The 18,655-nt window shown below is 38.7% G+C and carries 13 protein-coding genes; 12 read left to right on the top strand and 1 reads right to left on the bottom strand.

Annotated elements, in window-relative coordinates:
* Window positions 1-193: 193 nt before the first annotated feature.
* The 3 genes from spoIVB (at window position 194) to V179_RS0112315 (ending at window position 3,870) form a co-directional block, all read left to right on the top strand.
* The gene (gene spoIVB, locus V179_RS0112325) at window positions 194-1,489 is read left to right on the top strand and encodes a SpoIVB peptidase (protein ID WP_028391724.1); all 1,296 of its coding nucleotides are present in this window, start codon (window positions 194-196) and stop codon (window positions 1,487-1,489) included.
* A gap of 294 nt (window positions 1,490-1,783) precedes the next feature.
* Window positions 1,784-2,572, top strand: a complete 789-nt coding sequence (gene spo0A / locus V179_RS0112320; protein WP_028391723.1) for a sporulation transcription factor Spo0A — start codon at window positions 1,784-1,786, stop codon at window positions 2,570-2,572.
* Between the two features lie 563 nt (window positions 2,573-3,135).
* Entirely contained in the window at window positions 3,136-3,870 is a 735-nt protein-coding gene (locus V179_RS0112315) for a glycerophosphodiester phosphodiesterase (protein WP_028391722.1), read from the top strand.
* Window positions 3,871-4,014: 144 nt separating this feature from the next.
* On the opposite strand, the gene V179_RS0112310 is transcribed toward V179_RS0112315, so the two are convergent.
* Window positions 4,015-4,248, bottom strand: a complete 234-nt coding sequence (locus V179_RS0112310; RefSeq protein ID WP_028391721.1) for a DUF2627 domain-containing protein — start codon at window positions 4,246-4,248, stop codon at window positions 4,015-4,017.
* 200 nt (window positions 4,249-4,448) lie between these two features.
* On the opposite strand from V179_RS0112310, the gene V179_RS0112305 reads away from it, so the two are divergent.
* From V179_RS0112305 to V179_RS0112265, 9 genes are all read left to right on the top strand, one after another.
* Window positions 4,449-6,518, top strand: a complete 2,070-nt coding sequence (locus tag V179_RS0112305; RefSeq protein WP_028391720.1) for a sigma-54-dependent Fis family transcriptional regulator — start codon at window positions 4,449-4,451, stop codon at window positions 6,516-6,518.
* Window positions 6,519-6,762: 244 nt separating this feature from the next.
* Window positions 6,763-7,860, top strand: a complete 1,098-nt coding sequence (bcd, locus tag V179_RS0112300) for a branched-chain amino acid dehydrogenase (RefSeq protein WP_028391719.1) — start codon at window positions 6,763-6,765, stop codon at window positions 7,858-7,860.
* A 192-nt stretch (window positions 7,861-8,052) separates the two neighbouring features.
* Complete coding sequence (gene buk / locus V179_RS0112295) at window positions 8,053-9,171, top strand: butyrate kinase (RefSeq protein WP_407637234.1); 1,119 nt, start codon at window positions 8,053-8,055, stop codon at window positions 9,169-9,171.
* A 17-nt stretch (window positions 9,172-9,188) separates the two neighbouring features.
* A complete protein-coding gene (gene lpdA, locus V179_RS0112290) occupies window positions 9,189-10,610 on the top strand; it encodes a dihydrolipoyl dehydrogenase (protein ID WP_028391717.1) in 1,422 nt (473 codons plus the stop codon).
* 337 nt (window positions 10,611-10,947) lie between these two features.
* Complete coding sequence (locus V179_RS0112285; protein WP_028391716.1) at window positions 10,948-11,940, top strand: thiamine pyrophosphate-dependent dehydrogenase E1 component subunit alpha; 993 nt, start codon at window positions 10,948-10,950, stop codon at window positions 11,938-11,940.
* A 17-nt stretch (window positions 11,941-11,957) separates the two neighbouring features.
* Window positions 11,958-12,941, top strand: a complete 984-nt coding sequence (locus V179_RS0112280; RefSeq protein WP_028391715.1) for an alpha-ketoacid dehydrogenase subunit beta — start codon at window positions 11,958-11,960, stop codon at window positions 12,939-12,941.
* A 26-nt stretch (window positions 12,942-12,967) separates the two neighbouring features.
* A complete protein-coding gene (locus V179_RS0112275) occupies window positions 12,968-14,251 on the top strand; it encodes a dihydrolipoamide acetyltransferase family protein (protein ID WP_028391714.1) in 1,284 nt (427 codons plus the stop codon).
* A 742-nt stretch (window positions 14,252-14,993) separates the two neighbouring features.
* Window positions 14,994-15,917 carry an ROK family protein gene (locus V179_RS0112270; RefSeq protein WP_028391713.1) on the top strand — a complete coding sequence of 308 codons (924 nt, stop codon included), beginning with the start codon at window positions 14,994-14,996 and terminating at the stop codon, window positions 15,915-15,917.
* A 19-nt stretch (window positions 15,918-15,936) separates the two neighbouring features.
* Window positions 15,937-18,654 (top strand): alpha-mannosidase, encoded by a 2,718-nt coding sequence (locus V179_RS0112265; protein ID WP_028391712.1) that lies wholly within the window; start codon window positions 15,937-15,939, stop codon window positions 18,652-18,654.
* Window position 18,655 lies beyond the last annotated feature (1 nt).

Here is an 18,655-nt window from a genome sequence, read left to right as displayed (position 1 = left end):
ACTAACCATTAGCGGAAGGTCACCACTAATGGAAGTTTCACTTTATTCGTAAATACTCATTATTTTTCATTGAAAAGCTATCCAAAAACGGATAGCTTTTATTTTTGCCCTGAGTTATAAATGCTTGCTGTGAGGGCTACATTAAAGGTGTAGCCATTTAGGATTTGGAGCAAAAACGAGGGGAGTGAAAAAGATGTACCAACAATGGATTAAAAGAATCATCGGTGGAATTCTCCTTGTTTCGCTATTAATGTTAGGATTGTATCAACCATTACGCGAGTATTTTTTAATTCCTAAAAAAATCGTCCTTTTCGAAGGTGAACAATATAGCATCCGTAATAATTTGGCTGTTCATGCGACGACTTATTCAAATGAAAATGGGGTAACGGTTCAAGATGAACCAGGTTTGTTAACACTTGGCGCAGATAAACCTGGAACGAGCGAGTTACTTTTAGATGTTGCTGGCTTCCCGGTCAAGAAAGTGGATGTTCATATATTAAAGGATTTTAAGGTGACTCCAGGAGGACAATCTATAGGTGTCAAATTAAATACGCTCGGAGTATTAGTGGTTGGACATCATCTAGTAGAAACAGGACAAGGTAAGAAATCACCTGGTGAAACAGCGCATGTTATGATAGGTGATATTATTACGAAAATAAATGGCCAAACAATTAAGAAAATGTCTGATGTAACCCCTTATGTACAACAAGCAGGTGAAAAAGGCGAACCCCTTCAACTTGTGATATCACGTGAGAAAGAAATAATTGAGACAAAACTTTTACCATTAAAAGATGAAAATGAAGGCACGTACAAGCTTGGTCTTTATATACGCGACTCAGCCGCTGGAATTGGTACAATGACGTTTTATCATCCTGAAACAAAAAAATATGGCGCACTCGGTCATGTTATTTCAGATATGGATACGAAAAAACCAATTGTTGTAAAAGACGGACAAATTGTTCAATCAACTGTAACATCCATTGAAAAAGGAAGCAACGGAGATCCGGGTGAAAAATTAGCTCGTTTCTCGTCAAATAAAGAAGTGATCGGTAATATTAACAGAAATAGTCCATTTGGAATTTTCGGACAAATGAAAAAAGAAGTCGGTAATGGGATTGCTGATCAACCACTGCCAATCACTTTATCGCATGAAGTAAAAGAAGGACCGGCAAAGATATTAACTGTACTAGAAGGATCAAAAGTAGAGGAATTCGATGTTGAAATCGTTAGTACGATACCACAGAAATTCCCAGCCATTAAAGGGATTGTTTTAAAGGTAACTGATAAGAAGTTGTTAGAGAAGACTGGTGGGATTGTTCAAGGAATGAGTGGCAGCCCTATAATTCAAAATGGAAAATTAGTTGGTGCTGTAACCCATGTTTTCGTCAATGATCCAACAAGTGGATATGGGGTCCATATTGAATGGATGTTGAATGAGGCGGGCATTGATATATATGAAAAATCTGGTGCAAAGGAGAAAGCGAGTTGAACAAAGGAGCCTTAAAACCGGCTCCTTTTCCTATTTATTAAAAGATTGTCAAATATTTCGCCCGTTTTATTCATGTACTATGATAGAATAAAAGAAGAAATAAAGAATATTCGACAAAGTTGATGCTATATAGCGAACATGGTCGAAAATAAGAGAATTTATGAGAAAAATATTGATTTTGTATAAATTTTATAAAATTAAAAGGAATTTAGTTTCCTGTGTCGAAAATTTCAATTACAATGTTTTTAGAAATATAGAAAAAATGACCAATTGTAGTTGAGGAGGAATTTAAGCGTGAAGAAAATTAAAGTATGTATTGTGGATGATAATAAAGAACTGGTTACCTTATTGGACGAGTATATTTCTTCTCAGGAAGATATGGAAGTGATTGGTGTAGCATACAACGGACAAGACTGTTTAAACCTTTTAGAAAATATCAATCCTGATATACTTATATTAGATATTATCATGCCGCATTTAGATGGTCTTGCGGTCTTGGGGAAATTACGTGAAATGAAGCGCGGTTCGATGCCAAATGTCATTATGTTAACTGCCTTTGGTCAAGAAGATGTAACGAAAAAAGCGGTTGATCTTGGGGCTGCCTATTTCATCCTCAAGCCATTTGATATGGAAAACTTAGGTGGTCATATTCGTCAAGTTGGTGGAAAAAGTAATCAAGTTACGAATACGTCTTCTCAACCAGCATATCGTCCTGTTGAGCCAAAGCCAAGAAATCTGGATGCAAACATCACCAGTATTATTCATGAGATTGGTGTTCCTGCTCACATTAAAGGATATATGTATTTAAGAGAAGCTATATCAATGGTTTATAATGATATTGAGTTACTTGGGTCAATTACAAAAGTACTGTATCCCGATATTGCTAAAAAATATAATACAACTGCAAGTAGAGTAGAACGCGCAATTCGCCACGCTATTGAGGTTGCTTGGAGTCGGGGAAATATCGAATCCATATCATCCTTATTTGGCTATACAGTGTCCATGTCCAAAGCAAAACCAACGAATTCAGAATTCATCGCCATGGTAGCTGATAAATTACGGTTAGAACATAAGGCTTCTTGACAGGGTTAGAATTTTATTATTCTTGCCCTTAAGAAGTAATCCTGATAATAATAGGCAATTTCGAGTTATCGGGCTTATCCGATATTGGCGAAGCTGCTTTTTTTATTAGTACTAGGTGACTCAAAAAACTTTATACAATTAAAGCGAACCATTATTCTATTGGGGTGGATGGTGGTAGTAATGAGAAATATTTATTATAAAAAAGCAAGCGGTTGCAAAAAAATGTCTAAAAAGATTCATGGATGGTCCCTGATAAAATTTTTGCCTCATCCGTAGCTCATGTGCGGAAGATCTTCTCCTTTTGTGAATACCCCCCGTTTTGTCGCCGTGATTCTAGCTAAAGGTGCATATCAAAATTTTATAAAGGTGGAATTATGACAGGTATGTGAAAGGCAACGAGGTGGTTGTTGTCTTTACGATGTCAATGATATTTTGTAATGTAAAAATTCGTCTGATTTTAGAATTTAAGATTGGAAAACATTAACTATTTTAATGAAAGATACCTTCTAAAGTGGTAGCATTAACTTGCATGATAAATGAATTTAACTTGGGAGGAAATAGGCATGACTCAAATATTTGCTCATCGGGGAGCCGCTGGAACGCATCCTGAGAATACAATGATTTCCTTTTACGAGGCATACAGAGTAGGAGCTGATGGAATTGAGTTAGATGTACAACTTTCTAAAGATGGTGAAGTGGTCGTAATTCACGATGAATTATTGGATCGTACAACGAATGGTAAAGGAAATGTAAAAGATCATACGTGGAATGATCTGCAATTATTAAGTGCAGGGTATAAGTTTCGGAAGCAGTTCGCAAACGCAGCGATCCCTAATTTAGAGGAAGTGCTTGCCTGGATTCAAGGGACGAATATGATTTTGAATATAGAGTTGAAGAATAGCGTTTATTCATACCCGGGCCTTGAAGAGAAAGTGATCGCTTTGGTGAGGACGTACTCAATGGAAAGTCGGGTCATTTTGTCTTCTTTTAATCATTATAGTCTTGTCCACGCATACCGAATTGCCCCAGACATTGAAACAGCGCCTCTTTATCGAGACGGTTTATATATGCCGTGGGTATATGCTACTTCAATTGGTGCAAGAGCAATTCACCCTTCCATTCATATGGCATCTGATGCAATCGTTGTAGCTTCAATGAAAGAAGGTGTAGCGGTTCGTCCTTATACGATCAATAAAGAAGATAAAATGAGACATCTTTTCGAAATTGGCATCAGTGCATTTATTACTGATTTTCCAGAGCGAGCAGTAAAATTACGAGGTACGATCGAAGTACAATAACTTAACATGTACAAAGAAAGAGGATGTCCTAAAAAGTAAGGATTAGACCGACAACTAGTGCATACAGTTTGAATGAAGTGTAAAAATCACGATAAACTGTAGGTTAATAGTTGGGTCAGCCCGTTTTTTAGGACAGCCTCTTTTTCATACTTTAAATCTTGTTTGCACCTTTTCTTTCTTTCGGTCACGATGAAGCACAAATCCTGCGATAAACCCAATCCCGCCAATGGTTAGAAGCAACCCAACTAAAAATTGAACCCAAAGGGCTGGGAAGGGGAATTGAGAGATTCCAAACACCATGTCTCTCATTATTTTAATTCCGTAGGCGGCGAGTGCGCCGGGTATGAAAAGGATAAGAAAAGCAATGGCTCGTTTCATAAGTAAAAACCCCTCAAATTGAGAAATTTGGAACTAGGCTTGTGTCTTTTGTGATTTATGTCTTATTTTATATGATAAGGGAAGCATTAGATTTGTCAAGTGACAACTAATTCATTAAAATAAGAGAGTATTTGAAAAAAATTGCGTTTTTTATTGAAGTATTGTGAAGAAAATTGCAGATATAGCCGAGGTGGATATTCATGCAGCGAGTAATGATCGTTGGGGCAGGACCAAGTGGAACAGCAATTTTGCGAATGCTACATGAAAGTCAGTTGTTTTTAGTGGCTTATGTAGTTGATATCAATGTAAATGCTGTAGGGATGGTTTATGCAAAAAAACTGTCTATTCCAACCGCTACTGATTGGACATCTGTAGATCTGGAATCGATTGATATTATTATCGAAGCAACAGGACATGAGCAGGTATTTCAAGAGATCAGGCAAGCTGGGCGGGGGAACTTTTTGTTAATTCCTAGTAAATTCGCAAATCTCTTATCTGAGCTTTTTCAAGAAAAAGAATTACGAATCGAAAAGCTTGAAAAACAATCATACAAGCATGACCTCATTTTCAATACGACAAATGATGGGATGATCGTTATTGATAAGCATGGCTATATCATTTTGTTTAACCGAAGTGCCGAACGAATGACAGAAAAGGTAAGGAATGACGTAATTGGCAAGCATATTCATGAGGTAATCCAAAATAGCAGGCTCCCAAAGATACTTCAGACAAATCGAACCGAGATAAATAAGGAACAAGTACTTGAAAATGGCCTAAAGATTATTACGACAAGAATTCCATTGCTCGATGAACAAAAAGAAGTCATCGGGGCATTTGCAGTATTTAAGGAGATTACCGAAGCTGTTGATTTAGCGGAGCAAATAACGGACCTTAAGGAAGTACAGACATTGCTTGAAGCAATTATCCTGTCTAGTAATGATGCTATATCGGTCGTTGATGAGGAAGGACGAGGGCTAATCATAAATCCGGCTTACACTAGAATTACTGGATTAAGCCGTGAAGAAATTATTGGTAAGCCTGCAACTGCGGATATTTATGAAGGCGATAGCGTGCATATGCGCGTTTTACAAACGAGAAGACCTGTCAGAGGCGTAAACATGAGATTGGGTCCCAAGCGGAAAGAAGTGATTGTCAATGTTGCGCCAATTATTGTCGATGGACGTCTGAAAGGAAGTGTCGGGGTCGTCCATGATGTCACAGAAATTCAGCAGTTAACGGCTGAATTATCCCGAGCAAGGCAAATAATTCGAACTCTGGAAGCGAAATATACCTTTGCTGATATTATTGGAAAATCAGAGGAGATGAATTTACCAATCGAACAGGCAAAGCTTTGTGCGAAAACGCCGGCGACCGTGCTCCTTCGTGGTGAATCGGGAACAGGGAAAGAATTGTTTGCTCATGCGATACATAATGCAAGTGACAGAAAGTATAATAAGTTCGTTCGCGTGAACTGTGCTGCGATTTCAGAATCACTTCTTGAAAGCGAGTTATTCGGATATGATGACGGGGCTTTTACTGGAGCTAAACGCGGTGGGAAAAAAGGCTTTTTTGAAGAAGCGAATAATGGCAGTATTTTTCTCGATGAAATTGGTGAACTGAAAACACATATGCAAGTGAAATTATTACGAGTGCTTCAAGAGAATGAAATTGTTAGGGTAGGAGGCACAACACCTATTCCGATAAATGTCCGTGTGATTGCAGCGACAAATATTAATTTGGAAAAAGCAATATCTGATGGTAGCTTTCGCGAAGATTTGTACTTTAGAATGAACCGGATGCCGATTCATATCTCGCCGTTAAGAAATCGGAAGGAAGATATTAAAGAACTGGCCATCCACTTAATTCAAAAAATCAATCAAGAATATGGTCGAACGATCGAAGATATTAGTGTAGGTGCGATTGAACGATTAAAACAATATCATTGGCCTGGAAATGTAAGAGAACTAGAGAATATTCTTGGACGTACGATTATTTTTATGAAATTAAATGAAACAATCATCGAAGAGCATCATATTCCTGATTTTATCGAATCCTATGAGAAAGCTATCCCGTTAAATAATGAACATATCCAGTCTGAGAGTCAGTCACTTAGCGAACAGATGGATCGCTATGAGCATCAGCTCATTAAACAAGCTCTGATGAAAAACTCAGGAAATAAAACAAATACTGCAAAGATGTTAGGCGTTTCGGTCCGTAATCTTTATTATAAAATGGAAAAGCATGGACTTGAAAATATTGACGCGCAATAAATTTCATGTTATGCAATGATTTGCATATTATTTTATAATGACCGTCGTCCAAATAAGATATTAACAGTCACATGAAGTTGGCATGCTTCTTGCAACTATATTGTGTTGAAATCAAGTGGAGTGTATGCGATGCGGTGAAAGTTACCCTTGTTTGCTTTAACTTACCGTTGGAAAATTCATTACGTTAGCACTTTCTATATATCAAATTCAGCTGGGAAAACCCCGTTTATTAGGAGGAACTATCATGGAAATATTTACTTACCTAGAGAAATATGACTACGAACAGCTTTTATTCTGTCAGGATAAACAATCGGGATTAAAAGCAATCATTGCGATCCACGATACTACACTTGGACCTGCTCTTGGTGGTACAAGAATGTGGACGTATGAATCTGAAGAAGCAGCTATTGAGGATGCTCTGAGACTTGCCAAAGGTATGACATACAAAAATGCAGCGGCAGGTTTAAATCTTGGAGGCGGTAAAACCGTTATTATTGGTGATCCAAAGAAAGATAAGAACGATGAAATGTTCAGAGCGTTTGGTCGCTATATTCAAGGATTGAATGGGCGTTATATTACGGCAGAAGATGTTGGCACAACAGTGGCTGACATGGACTTGATTCACGAAGAGACCGATTTTGTAACGGGTATTTCACCAGCATTCGGATCCTCGGGGAATCCTTCACCAGTAACGGCATTCGGGGTTTATCAAGGAATGAAAGCAGCGGCGAAGGAAGCTTTTGGCTCAGATTCATTGGAGGGGAAAACAGTCGCTGTACAAGGTGTTGGAAATGTGGCCTATACTTTACTGAAATACTTACATGAAGAAGGCGCAAATTTGATCGTAACGGATATTAATAAAGATGCGGTACAACGTGCAGTTGAGAATTTTGGTGCTCGTGTTGTTAATACGGATGAGATATACGGTGTAGAGTGTGATATTTATGCACCATGTGCGCTTGGTGCTGTGATAAATGATCAAACGATTCCACAAATTAAGGCAAAAGTTATTGCTGGATCTGCGAATAACCAATTGAAAGATCCTCGTCATGGTGATCAAATTCACGAAATGGGTATTGTTTATGCACCAGATTACGTGATCAATGCAGGCGGAGTCATAAATGTTGCTGATGAATTATACGGCTATAACCGCGAGCGTGCTATGAAAAAAGTAGAGGGCGTCTATAACACAATTGAGAAAGTTATTGAAATCGCTAAACGAGATGGCATTCCGACTTATCTTGCTGCAGATCGCATGGCAGAAGAACGAATTGAGAGAATGAGAAATTCTAGAAGCCAATTTCTTCAAAATGAAAAACATATATTAAATCGTAGAAAATAAACAGCGATTCGTTTGCTGAAGTTCATACTTCTTAAATTGAGCAATCGGTTTCGATGACTAGCGAAGACAGACTAACCCTTCTATTCATGAGCTTAGCAATCTGATGGGGAAAGAACACTCCCCATACAGTTTGCTCGCTTCATGTTAGTTAATAGCTTGAATAAGTTGTTTTTTGTTTTTCTTAGGAGGTTCATGATTTTGCAAGTATCTAGATATCGAATCCTTGTGATTAATCCTGCTTATACATCGACTAAATTTGGCGTATATGAAAATAATCTTCCTGTTATGGAACGAACCATTACGCATGATAAGGATAAAATCGCTGAATTTAAAACAATTAATGAGCAAGATCATTTTAGAAAACAAATGATACTTGCTGCTTTAGAAAAAGAAGAAATCAATCTTTCAAGAATAGATGCTGTATGTGGAAGAGGTGGATTATTAAGACCAATCGAAGGCGGCACCTATACGGTAAATCAAGAGATGCTAGAAGATTTAAGGAACGGCTATAATGGTCAGCACGTCTCTAATTTAGGAGGAATCCTTGCTTATGAAATCGCTAGTGGATTGAATATCCCTGCCTATATTGTCGATCCGGTCGTTGTGGATGAGTTAGAACCGATTGCGAGAATATCAGGAACTCCATTGATTGAACGTAAAAGTATTTTCCATGCACTAAATCAAAAAGCTGTAGCAAGGAAAGCGGCTACTGAATTAGGAAAAAGCTATGAAGAACTAAACGTCATTGTTGTCCATATGGGCGGTGGAATCACAGTGGGCGTTCATAAATATGGTAAAGTGATTGATGTAAACAATGGTCTTGATGGAGAAGGACCTTTTAGTCCAGCACGTGCTGGGACCGTACCAATGGGCGATCTTGTACGACTTTGTTTCTCAGGAGGTTATTTCCATGAAGAAGTAATGGATAAATTAGTCGGACAAAGCGGACTTGTTGGTTATCTTGGTACGAATAACGCCATAATGGTTGAGGAAATGATTGATAAAGGCGATGAGCATGCAGAGCTGATCTATGAAGCCATGGCTTATCAAATCGCTAAGGAAATTGGTTCAGCTGCAACCGTGCTTTACGGAAAAGTTGATTGTATAGTCTTAACAGGAGGTCTTGCCTATGGGAGACGTTTTGTTAACAGCATTTCCAAGAAAGTTGGCTGGATTGCAGATGTATCTGTTCATCCAGGAGAAAATGAATTACAAGCGTTAGCAGAAGGTGCCCTAAGAGTACTCGATGGCAGGGAAACTGCAAAAGAGTATGTAGGAAAGAACCAAAATACGGTTAATATGCATAGATGAAATGAAGGAGGACTATTATGGCCAAAGAGTATGATCTCGTCATCCTAGGAGGCGGTACAGGAGGTTACGTCGCAGCAATTCGTGCAGCACAGCTTGGCTTAACAACTGCTGTAGTTGAAAAAGGAAAGCTTGGCGGTACTTGCCTTCACAAAGGCTGTATCCCTTCTAAGGCATTATTACGAAGTGCTGAAGTATTTACAGTAGTGAAAAAAAGTGAAGAATACGGAATAATGACAGGTGAAGTGAAACTAGACTTCCTGAAAATACAAGAACGAAAGTCTAAAATAGTCGATCAGTTATATCGTGGTGTCCAACATTTAATGAAACAAGGAAAAATTGATATATATGAAGGGATCGGTCGTATTCTTGGCCCTTCTATTTTTTCACCTATACCAGGAACGATTTCTGTAGAAATGAATGATGGTTCTGAGAATGAGATGCTGCTTCCTAAAAACGTAATAATCGCAACCGGTTCAAGACCTAGAACTCTTCCAGGTCTTGAAATTGATGGGCAATATGTCCTTACTTCTGATGAAGCACTTCATCTCGAACAAGTCCCTCAATCAATCATCATTGTTGGTGGTGGAGTGATTGGCATCGAGTGGGCTTCGATGCTCTGTGATTTCGGCGCTGATGTTACAGTATTAGAATATGCTGATCGAATTATCCCAACTGAAGATGATGATGTTTCTAATGAAATGAAGCGCCTGTTAAAGAAGAAAGGTATAAAAATTGTTACAGGAGCAAAAGTGTTACCAGAAACATTAACAAGATCAGAGACAGCATCCATTTCTGCAGAAATCAATGGTGAGACTACGGAATTTTCAGCTGAAAAAATCCTAGTATCTGTAGGTAGAGCTGGAAATGTTGAAGGGATTGGGATTGAGAATACAGATATTAATGTGGAAAAAGGATTCATCACAACGAATTCATATTATCAAACAAAGGAATCACATATTTATGCGATTGGTGATTGTATCGGTGGCCTACAGCTTGCCCATGCAGCTAGTCATGAAGGTATAACAGCTGTAGAGCATATCAAGGGGGAAAATCCAGCGTCGATTGACTATTCCCTTGTATCCAAATGTATCTATTCAAGTCCAGAAGCTGCTAGTGTTGGCTATACAGAAGCCTTGGCAAAGGAAAAAGGATTTGAAGTTAAAATAGGCAAGTTTCCTTTTAAAGCAATTGGCAAAGCGCTTGTATATGGCGAATCTGATGGATTTGTCAAAATTATTGCAGATAAAGCTACGAATGATATTCTTGGCGTGCATATGATTGGTCCCCATGTAACCGATATGATCTCTGAAGCTGGGTTAGCTCGAGTTCTTGATGCGACACCTTGGGAAGTCGCGAAAACAATTCATCCACATCCAACTTTATCAGAGGCAATTGGCGAAGCAGCTTTAGCGGTAGATGGCATAGCCCTTCATCTATAATAAGTAGCCTACATCTAGTTATAAGTGAATTAATTAATGGAGAGAAAAAAATCACACCCAAACAGATCGCTGTCTGCTGCCTGCTTATTGGTTAATCAATAATAGTGGTAATGAAACTGCGAGTAAATAATTTAAGTGTCTAACTAATCACCTGGCACGCTCGGACTATCACAGGATGTGAAGGACCTTAGTAGATGTTCGATTAAAGTCACCCTTTCGCAAATCAGTGAAGATCCGTAAGACAAAATGCGTGTCTTTGGCTAATAAGTTAAAGTGAGAATAATATCTTTGGGTAGCCAAGAACAGGTGACGGTTTTTCTAATGAGGAGGTAAAATTATGGTTGAAAATCGTCATAAAGAGTTAGGTCTTAGTGATGAAAAAGTACTTGAAATGTATAAGGTTATGTTATTATCACGGCGTATTGATGAGCGAATGTGGTTATTAAACCGTTCTGGAAAAATTCCATTTGTTGTATCGTGTCAAGGGCAAGAAGCGGCCCAAGTTGGTGCAGCGTTTGCTCTCGATCGTGAAAAAGATTATATATTGCCCTATTACAGAGATGTTGGCGTTGTCCTTACTTTTGGAATGACTGCAAAAGAATTGATGTTATCAGGCTTTGCTAAGGCAGAAGATCCAAATTCAGGGGGCAGACAAATGCCAGGGCATTTCGGACAAAAGAAAAATAGAATTGTAACAGGATCATCACCTGTTACGACCCAAGTTCCACATGCTGTTGGAATTGCCTTAGCTGGCAGGATGGAAGGTAAGGACTTCGTTACGTTTACAACTTTTGGTGAAGGTTCTTCCAATCAAGGGGATTTCCATGAAGGAGCAAACTTCGCAGGTGTACATAAACTTCCTGTAATTTTCATGTGTGAAAATAACAAATATGCCATTTCTGTGCCGATTGAAAAGCAACTCGCTTGCGAAAATGTCTCAGATCGTGCTATTGGCTATGGAATGCCAGGGGTTACCGTTGATGGAAATGATCCATTAGCAGTATATCGTGCTGTTAAAGAAGCAGCCGATCGCGGTCGAAGAGGGGAAGGGCCTACCCTTGTTGAGACGGTTTCATATCGGTTAACTCCGCATTCAAGTGATGATGATGATATGAGTTACCGTACTTCCGATGAAGTAGCACAAGCAAAAACGAAAGATGCAATCATTACATTTGGTGCCTATCTAAAGGAAAACGGCATATTGAATGACGATCTTGAGAAGCAAATGAATGATGACATAATGAAAACGGTCAATGAAGCAACCGATTATGCCGAAAATGCACCATATGCAAAAGCAGAAAGTTTACTAGAATACGTATACGAAAAGTAAGGTAAGGGGGAAACAAGATGCCGGTAATATCATATATTGATGCTGTAACAACAGCAATACGTGAAGAGATGGAGCGTGATTCACGCGTATTCGTCCTCGGAGAAGATGTAGGGAAAAAAGGTGGCGTTTTTAAAGCTACGAATGGTTTATATGAACAATTTGGTGAAGAACGAGTGATCGATACCCCACTTGCTGAATCGGCTATAGCAGGTGTCGGAATTGGTGCGGCCATGTACGGAATGCGACCGATTGCGGAAATGCAATTTGCTGATTTCATTATGCCCGCTGTCAATCAAATCATTTCTGAAGCGGCTAAAATTCGCTATCGTTCTAATAATGATTGGGATTGTCCCATCGTAATCCGTGCCCCTTATGGCGGAGGCGTTCACGGAGCATTGTATCACTCACAATCCGTTGAGGCCATTTTTGCCAATCAGCCTGGGTTAAAAATTGTCATGCCTTCTACACCGTATGATGTGAAAGGATTATTAAAAGCAGCAATTAGGGATAATGACCCAGTACTTTTCTTTGAACATAAACGTGCCTACCGCCTTATCAAAGGTGAAGTCCCTAATGATGACTATGTATTACCAATTGGAAAAGCGGATGTGAAGCGGCAAGGTGAAGATATCACAGTTATTACATACGGGCTTTGCGTTCATTTTGCGCTTCAAGCTGCTGAAAAATTAGCAAGTGATGGCATATCAGTCCATGTACTAGACTTGCGAACAGTTTATCCATTAGATAAAGAAGCAATAATAGAAGCAGCTGCGAAAACAGGAAAAGTACTGCTTATTACAGAGGATACAAAAGAAGGCAGTATCATTAGCGAGGTGAGTGCGATCATTGCAGAAAACTGTTTATTTGACCTTGATGCACCGATAATGCGACTCGCAGGTCCAGATGTTCCAGCTATGCCATATGCTCCAACGATGGAAAAATATTTTATGGTCAATCCGGATAAAGTAGAAAAAGCGATGAGAGAGCTGGCTGAATATTAAAGGACATCGGTAAGGAGGTAAGGACTATGACAATTGAGCAAATGAAAATGCCTCAGCTTGGTGAAAGTGTGACAGAGGGAACGATCAGTAAATGGCTAGTTAAGCCAGGAGATACTGTAAGTAAATATGAGGCTATTGCCGAAGTGATAACAGACAAAGTGAATGCGGAAATCCCATCTTCTTTTACAGGTGTGATTAAAGAATTAAAGGCTGCTGAAGATGAAACATTAGCAGTTGGCGAAGTGATATGTTTAATTGAAGTTGAAGGCTGCGAACCAGACAAAGCACAAGAAAATGAACCAATTCAAAGTGTAGATAAAAATATAGGCACATCACAAGTAGCTGCTGCTGATGTAACTATTTCAAAAGCCAGATATTCTCCAGCTGTTTTAAAAATATCACAGGAAAATGACATTGATTTGGAGCAAGTTAAAGGAACTGGAAAAGAAGGCCGCATCACAAGGAAAGACCTATTAAAGCTGATTGAATCAGGTAATATTCCTAAAGCAGATGCAAGAAAGCCAGCTTCAAATCAAGTGCTAGATCCTGTACCAGATTCAAAGCAAGAGCAGCTAAACACTATGCAAGCAAAAGCAATTCAATCGGCTGTAGGAGACATTGAAATTCCTGTAACAGGTGTCAGAAAAGCTATAGCGGCAAATATGCAAAAAAGTAAGCACGAGGCACCGCATGCTTGGATGATGGTAGAAGTCGACGCAACAAACCTCGTTCGTTATCGTGAATCAATTAAGCAAGAGTTTAAGCAAACAGAAGGTTATAACTTAACGTACTTTGCATTCTTTGTAAAAGCGGTAGCACAAGGTTTGAAGGAATTCCCGGAAATCAACTCGATGTGGGCAGGAGATAAGATTATTCAGAAAAAGGATATTAATATCTCGATCGCTGTTGCGACAGATACAGCTTTATTCGTGCCTGTAATTAAACATGCTGATGAAAAAACAATCAAAGGCATTGCCCGGGAAATCGCAGAGCTTGCTCAAAAAGTTAGAACAGGTAAGATAAAATCAGATGAAATGCAAGATGGTACGTTCACAGTCAATAATACTGGCTCATTTGGCTCGATTCAATCAATGGGTATTATTAACCACCCGCAAGCAGCGATTCTTCAAGTTGAGTCAATTGTTAAACGACCTGTTATTATTGATGGGATGATTGCCGTTCGAGATATGGTAAACCTTTGCTTATCATTGGATCACCGTATACTCGATGGTCTCGTTTGTGGCAAGTTCCTTGCACGGGTGAAGGAAATTATTGAAACTACGACACCGCAAAATACAACTATTTATTAATCATTAAAGTCGGTTCAAGAAACATTTGAACCGACTTTTTTTGTGCCAGATTTATTTATCAACTAGGTGGTGAGAGCCCGCTTTGGGATATATAAAAGCCAAATAATAGGGACATCCAATCGTATCTGGATTTTACGATCTTTATTAGAACATACCTATAAAAATTTCGTTCAAAGTATTTGTCGATTCGTCTATTCTTGTCGAAAAATCGCTATATCGCAAACTTCGAAGATACGTTTTATAACCTGAAGGTAGTAACCTTAGCTACCTAAAGAAACTTGTAGAATATTTCCTCGATTGATAACATATTCCTTCTATTTGACTACTAGGCTAATGACTTTCCTAAAAAAGGCTATCGTTATCGAACTTTTACTCATACCTAATTTTTGCTCATCAAGATTAACGAGTATTATTCCTCTCACAAAAGTTAGAAATATAATCTATTTTTAGCGTCCAAAAATCCCGTAAAGAGGGCTTCCATACCACTAGTTCACTCGATTCTCCATTACTCACTGTATTCATGATATACGTTCGATTATTCGAAATTGCATTGCATGGATCCGCTCGGCTCATTTTCGCTCTCCACTTTCAACAAGTCATAATCTAAAAAATCCAACCTAGAAATTATGGATAAAATTTAGATTATATGGAAAAAGCTTATCACTATCCCCAGGATTGTTGACTATTAACTTGCTGAAACATATCGTTAATGGGGAGAAAAATTGGAAGAAGGAGATTGTACATGAAAACTGCTATTGGCATTGATATTGGAGGAACAAAAATAGCGATTGGCGTTGTACAAGAGGATGGAAACGTCCTAACAACACATGAATTTCCTACCGAGGTTGAAAATGGTCCAGATTACGCAACAGACTTGATTATTTCGTGTGTGAAAGAATTCATGCAACAATTCCCAACCATTAGAGGAATAGGTATAGGAGCTCCGGGGCCGCTAGACTCGAAACAAGGAATCGTACTAAATCCACCCAATCTAAAATCGTGGCATAGTTATCCAATAGTACATAAAATTGATAGCGTTTTCCGATTGCCGGTAAGAATTTTGAATGATGCCGATGCAGCCGCTTTTGGAGAGTACTTTTTTACGTATAGAGATACATATAAACATGTCCTCTATGTAACAGTTAGTACTGGAATTGGTGGGGGAATCATTATAAATGAATCGTTATATGAAGGTGCCCTATCTGGTGCTGGTGAAATTGGGCATAGTGTAATTCGGCCGGAAGGTCTTGTCTGTGGTTGTGGCAAACAAGGATGTTTGGAGACACTTGCATCTGGAACTGCTTTGAGCCGTATTTGGAAAGATAGAATGGCAGCAGAAGGAAAGCCAGTAGATCCTAATTGGAACAGTAAAGATCTCTTTGCTCAATTCCATGAAAATGACCATATTGCCCAATCGGTTATTGAGGAGGCCACTACTCATTTAGCTATGGGGCTCAGCCAAGCAATACAAGCACTGAATCCTGAGCTACTCATATTAGGTGGTGGTGTTATCATCGGACAGCCAGTATTTTATAAAATGGTTAGTGAAAAACTACCAAATTACCTTTTAGACCAACATAGTCAATTACTAAAGATAGAAAAAGCCAGTCACGGTGCATTAGCAGGAGTAAAAGGAGCTGCGGCTACTATCCTGTCGAAGGATTGAGATATAGGAGGGAAACAAAATGGAAACTAAGACTACTGCGCATATTATTTCTCACTCTCATTGGGATCGGGAATGGTATATGCCGTTTGAAAAGCATCGGTACTACTTAGTGAAATTGCTAGATACACTTATCCAATTGTTTGAAAAAGGAGTAGATTTTCAGAGTTTTCACTTGGATGGACAAACGATTATTTTAGAAGATTACTTCAAAATTCGTCCTGATAAAAAAGAAGTAATTAAGAAGCTCATTCAAGAAAAGAAACTTCATATTGGTCCTTGGTATGTGTTACAGGACGCATTTTTAACAAGCTCGGAAGCGAATGTCAGAAATATGTTGTACGGAATACAAGATACAAAGGAATACGGTGCTGTGTCAAAGATAGGGTACTTCCCGGATACATTTGGCATTTACGGGCAAGCTCCTCAATTACTTCAACAAGCTGATATTAAAACGGCTGCGTTTGGGAGAGGTGTAAAACCAACCGGATTTAATAATATGGTAAGCGATGCGAAAACATTTGAATCGCCATATTCAGAACTTAAGTGGGAGTCACCAGATGGCTCGGCGGTGCTTGGTGTATTATTTGCGAATTGGTATTCAAACGGCAATGAAGTACCTGTAGATCGTGAGAGTGCGAAAAAGTATTGGGAAACAAAACTAGCTGATGCTAAGAAATATTCTTCAACACCAAATCTTCTTTTCATGAATGGTTGTGATCATCAGCCTGTTCAAGTAGATCTAGGTGAAGCGATCAAGGTTGCTGAAGAACTTTTTCCAGATATCACGTTTATTCACTCTAATTTTGATGATTATATGGAAGTACTTCAGCATTCATTACCAGAACAACTCCAGACGATTTCAGGGGAACTGCGAAATCAACGTACAGATGGATGGTCAACTCTTGTAAATACAGCCTCTGCCCGCATTTATTTAAAGCAGATGAATCAACTGTGCCAAACACTTTTAGAAAAAGTGGCTGAGCCGTTATCAGTGTTTTCATATTTTCTGGGTAAAGAATATCCACGTGATTATTTACGATATGCATGGAAAACTTTGATGGAAAATCATCCACATGACAGTATTTGCGGATGTAGTGTTGATGAAGTACATCGAGAAATGGTAACTCGTTTTGAGAAGGTCGAGCAGACTGCTTCAACGATTATCGAGGAAAAGGCTAATGAAATTGTATCTCATATTTCTACGAAACAAAGTGGTGTTGACGATGATATGATTCCACTTGTAATTTTTAACACATCAGGAAATACACGAGATGTGGTAGTCGTAAAGGAAATTGAACTAGAAAAAATCTTTTTCTCGGATATGTATTTTTCAGACATTCCAGATTTTCTTCGTTCGAAGGATTTACCTAGTATCAATTTGGTAGACAAAAGTGGCACAGAGCATGTTTACAAAATGGAAGTTCTTGGTATCCGTTTTGGATACGAATTACCAGCTGATGGTTTCAGACGTCCTTATTATGCAAGAATTCTCAAACTAACTTTCTTAGCTAAATCTCTCCCAGGCTATGGATATAACACGTTTTACATCAAGCCAGCCGAGGAAACGAAGTTGCATGAACAGCCATCGATTAAGCGAAGTGATCGTGAATTGGAGAATGAATATGTCCATTTATTTATTCATGATAATGGCTCGTTTACGTTGACTGACAAAGAGACTGGGAAAGTATTCGAAAATCTAGGAATCTATGAAAATAGCGGGGACATTGGTAACGAATATATGTTTAGGAAACCAAATGGTGAAGTTCCTCTTACTACGAAAGATTTGAAAGCACAGATAAGAGTAGTTGAAGATCATTCATTACGTTCCGTTATAGAACTTGTTCATGAGTGGGAGATTCCAAAAGAGGCCGATGAACAGTTTCAACGAGAAAAAGAACGATTAGTTTGGCATAAGGACAGACTTTCAGGACGATCTTCAGAAAATGTAACCATTCGTTTAACTACAAATATTCAATTAGATCAAAAGGCAAAGGGACCATCCATTAAGGTTACAATTGAAAACCAAGCAAAGGATCATCGTTTACGTGTGCTTTTCCCTACTAATCTAGCTACGAATGAACATTATGCAGATAGTATATTTGAAGTAGTAAAACGTCCTAATACACCTGAAAGAGAGTGGGAGAATCCCAGCTTTGATCATCATCAACAGGCTTTTGTAAGTGTAACAGACGGAGAGCATGGGATGACAATTGCGAACAAAGGATTACATGAGTATGAAATCCTTGAGGAACAACAAACTATAGCCGTTACGATTCTGCGTTCAACATCTGAGTTAGGCGATTGGGGTCTATTTCCGACACCAGAGGCTCAATGTATCGGAACGTACCAAGCGGAGTGGATGGTTATCCCTCATAAAGGTACGGTGGTTGATTCAGAGGCATTCAAAGAGGCCTATGACTTCCAAGTGCCTGTGATTGTTGTGCAAACAGATGTACATGAAGGGTTACTACCAACTGAAAAGACATTTTTTAGTTGGGAAGGTAAATCGTTAGCAATCTCTTCTATCAAGTTAGCCGAGGAAAGAGATGATGTAATTGCTCGATGGTTTAACCCATCTGAAAAAGAAACAATGGTTATTGCTCAACCGATGCAAGGTACAAATAGCTATAAGAGCACAATTGTTGAGAGTGTGAAAGAACAATATGAAAATACACAAGTTCAAGAAAAAGTAAAACCATTTGAAATTATTAGCCTTGGTTGGCAAGTGAAGGAGTGAA

Source organism: Bacillus cihuensis (assembly GCF_000504145.1).
In the GTDB taxonomy this organism is placed as follows: Bacteria; Bacillota; Bacilli; order Bacillales; family DSM-1321; genus Peribacillus; species Peribacillus huizhouensis.
This window is presented reverse-complemented; position numbering and strand designations above follow the sequence as displayed.

Coding starts and splice junctions, on each gene's coding strand:
- V179_RS0112315 (WP_028391722.1), top strand. CDS start 3,136: ATGACTCAAATATTTGCTCATCGGGGAGCCGCTGGAACGCATCCTGAG.
- V179_RS0112280 (WP_028391715.1), top strand. CDS start 11,958: ATGCCGGTAATATCATATATTGATGCTGTAACAACAGCAATACGTGAA.
- V179_RS0112305 (WP_028391720.1), top strand. CDS start 4,449: ATGCAGCGAGTAATGATCGTTGGGGCAGGACCAAGTGGAACAGCAATT.
- lpdA (WP_028391717.1), top strand. CDS start 9,189: ATGGCCAAAGAGTATGATCTCGTCATCCTAGGAGGCGGTACAGGAGGT.
- spoIVB (WP_028391724.1), top strand. CDS start 194: ATGTACCAACAATGGATTAAAAGAATCATCGGTGGAATTCTCCTTGTT.
- V179_RS0112285 (WP_028391716.1), top strand. CDS start 10,948: ATGGTTGAAAATCGTCATAAAGAGTTAGGTCTTAGTGATGAAAAAGTA.
- V179_RS0112275 (WP_028391714.1), top strand. CDS start 12,968: ATGACAATTGAGCAAATGAAAATGCCTCAGCTTGGTGAAAGTGTGACA.
- V179_RS0112265 (WP_028391712.1), top strand. CDS start 15,937: ATGGAAACTAAGACTACTGCGCATATTATTTCTCACTCTCATTGGGAT.
- buk (WP_407637234.1), top strand. CDS start 8,053: ATGATTTTGCAAGTATCTAGATATCGAATCCTTGTGATTAATCCTGCT.
- V179_RS0112310 (WP_028391721.1), bottom strand. CDS start 4,248: ATGAAACGAGCCATTGCTTTTCTTATCCTTTTCATACCCGGCGCACTC.
- bcd (WP_028391719.1), top strand. CDS start 6,763: ATGGAAATATTTACTTACCTAGAGAAATATGACTACGAACAGCTTTTA.
- V179_RS0112270 (WP_028391713.1), top strand. CDS start 14,994: ATGAAAACTGCTATTGGCATTGATATTGGAGGAACAAAAATAGCGATT.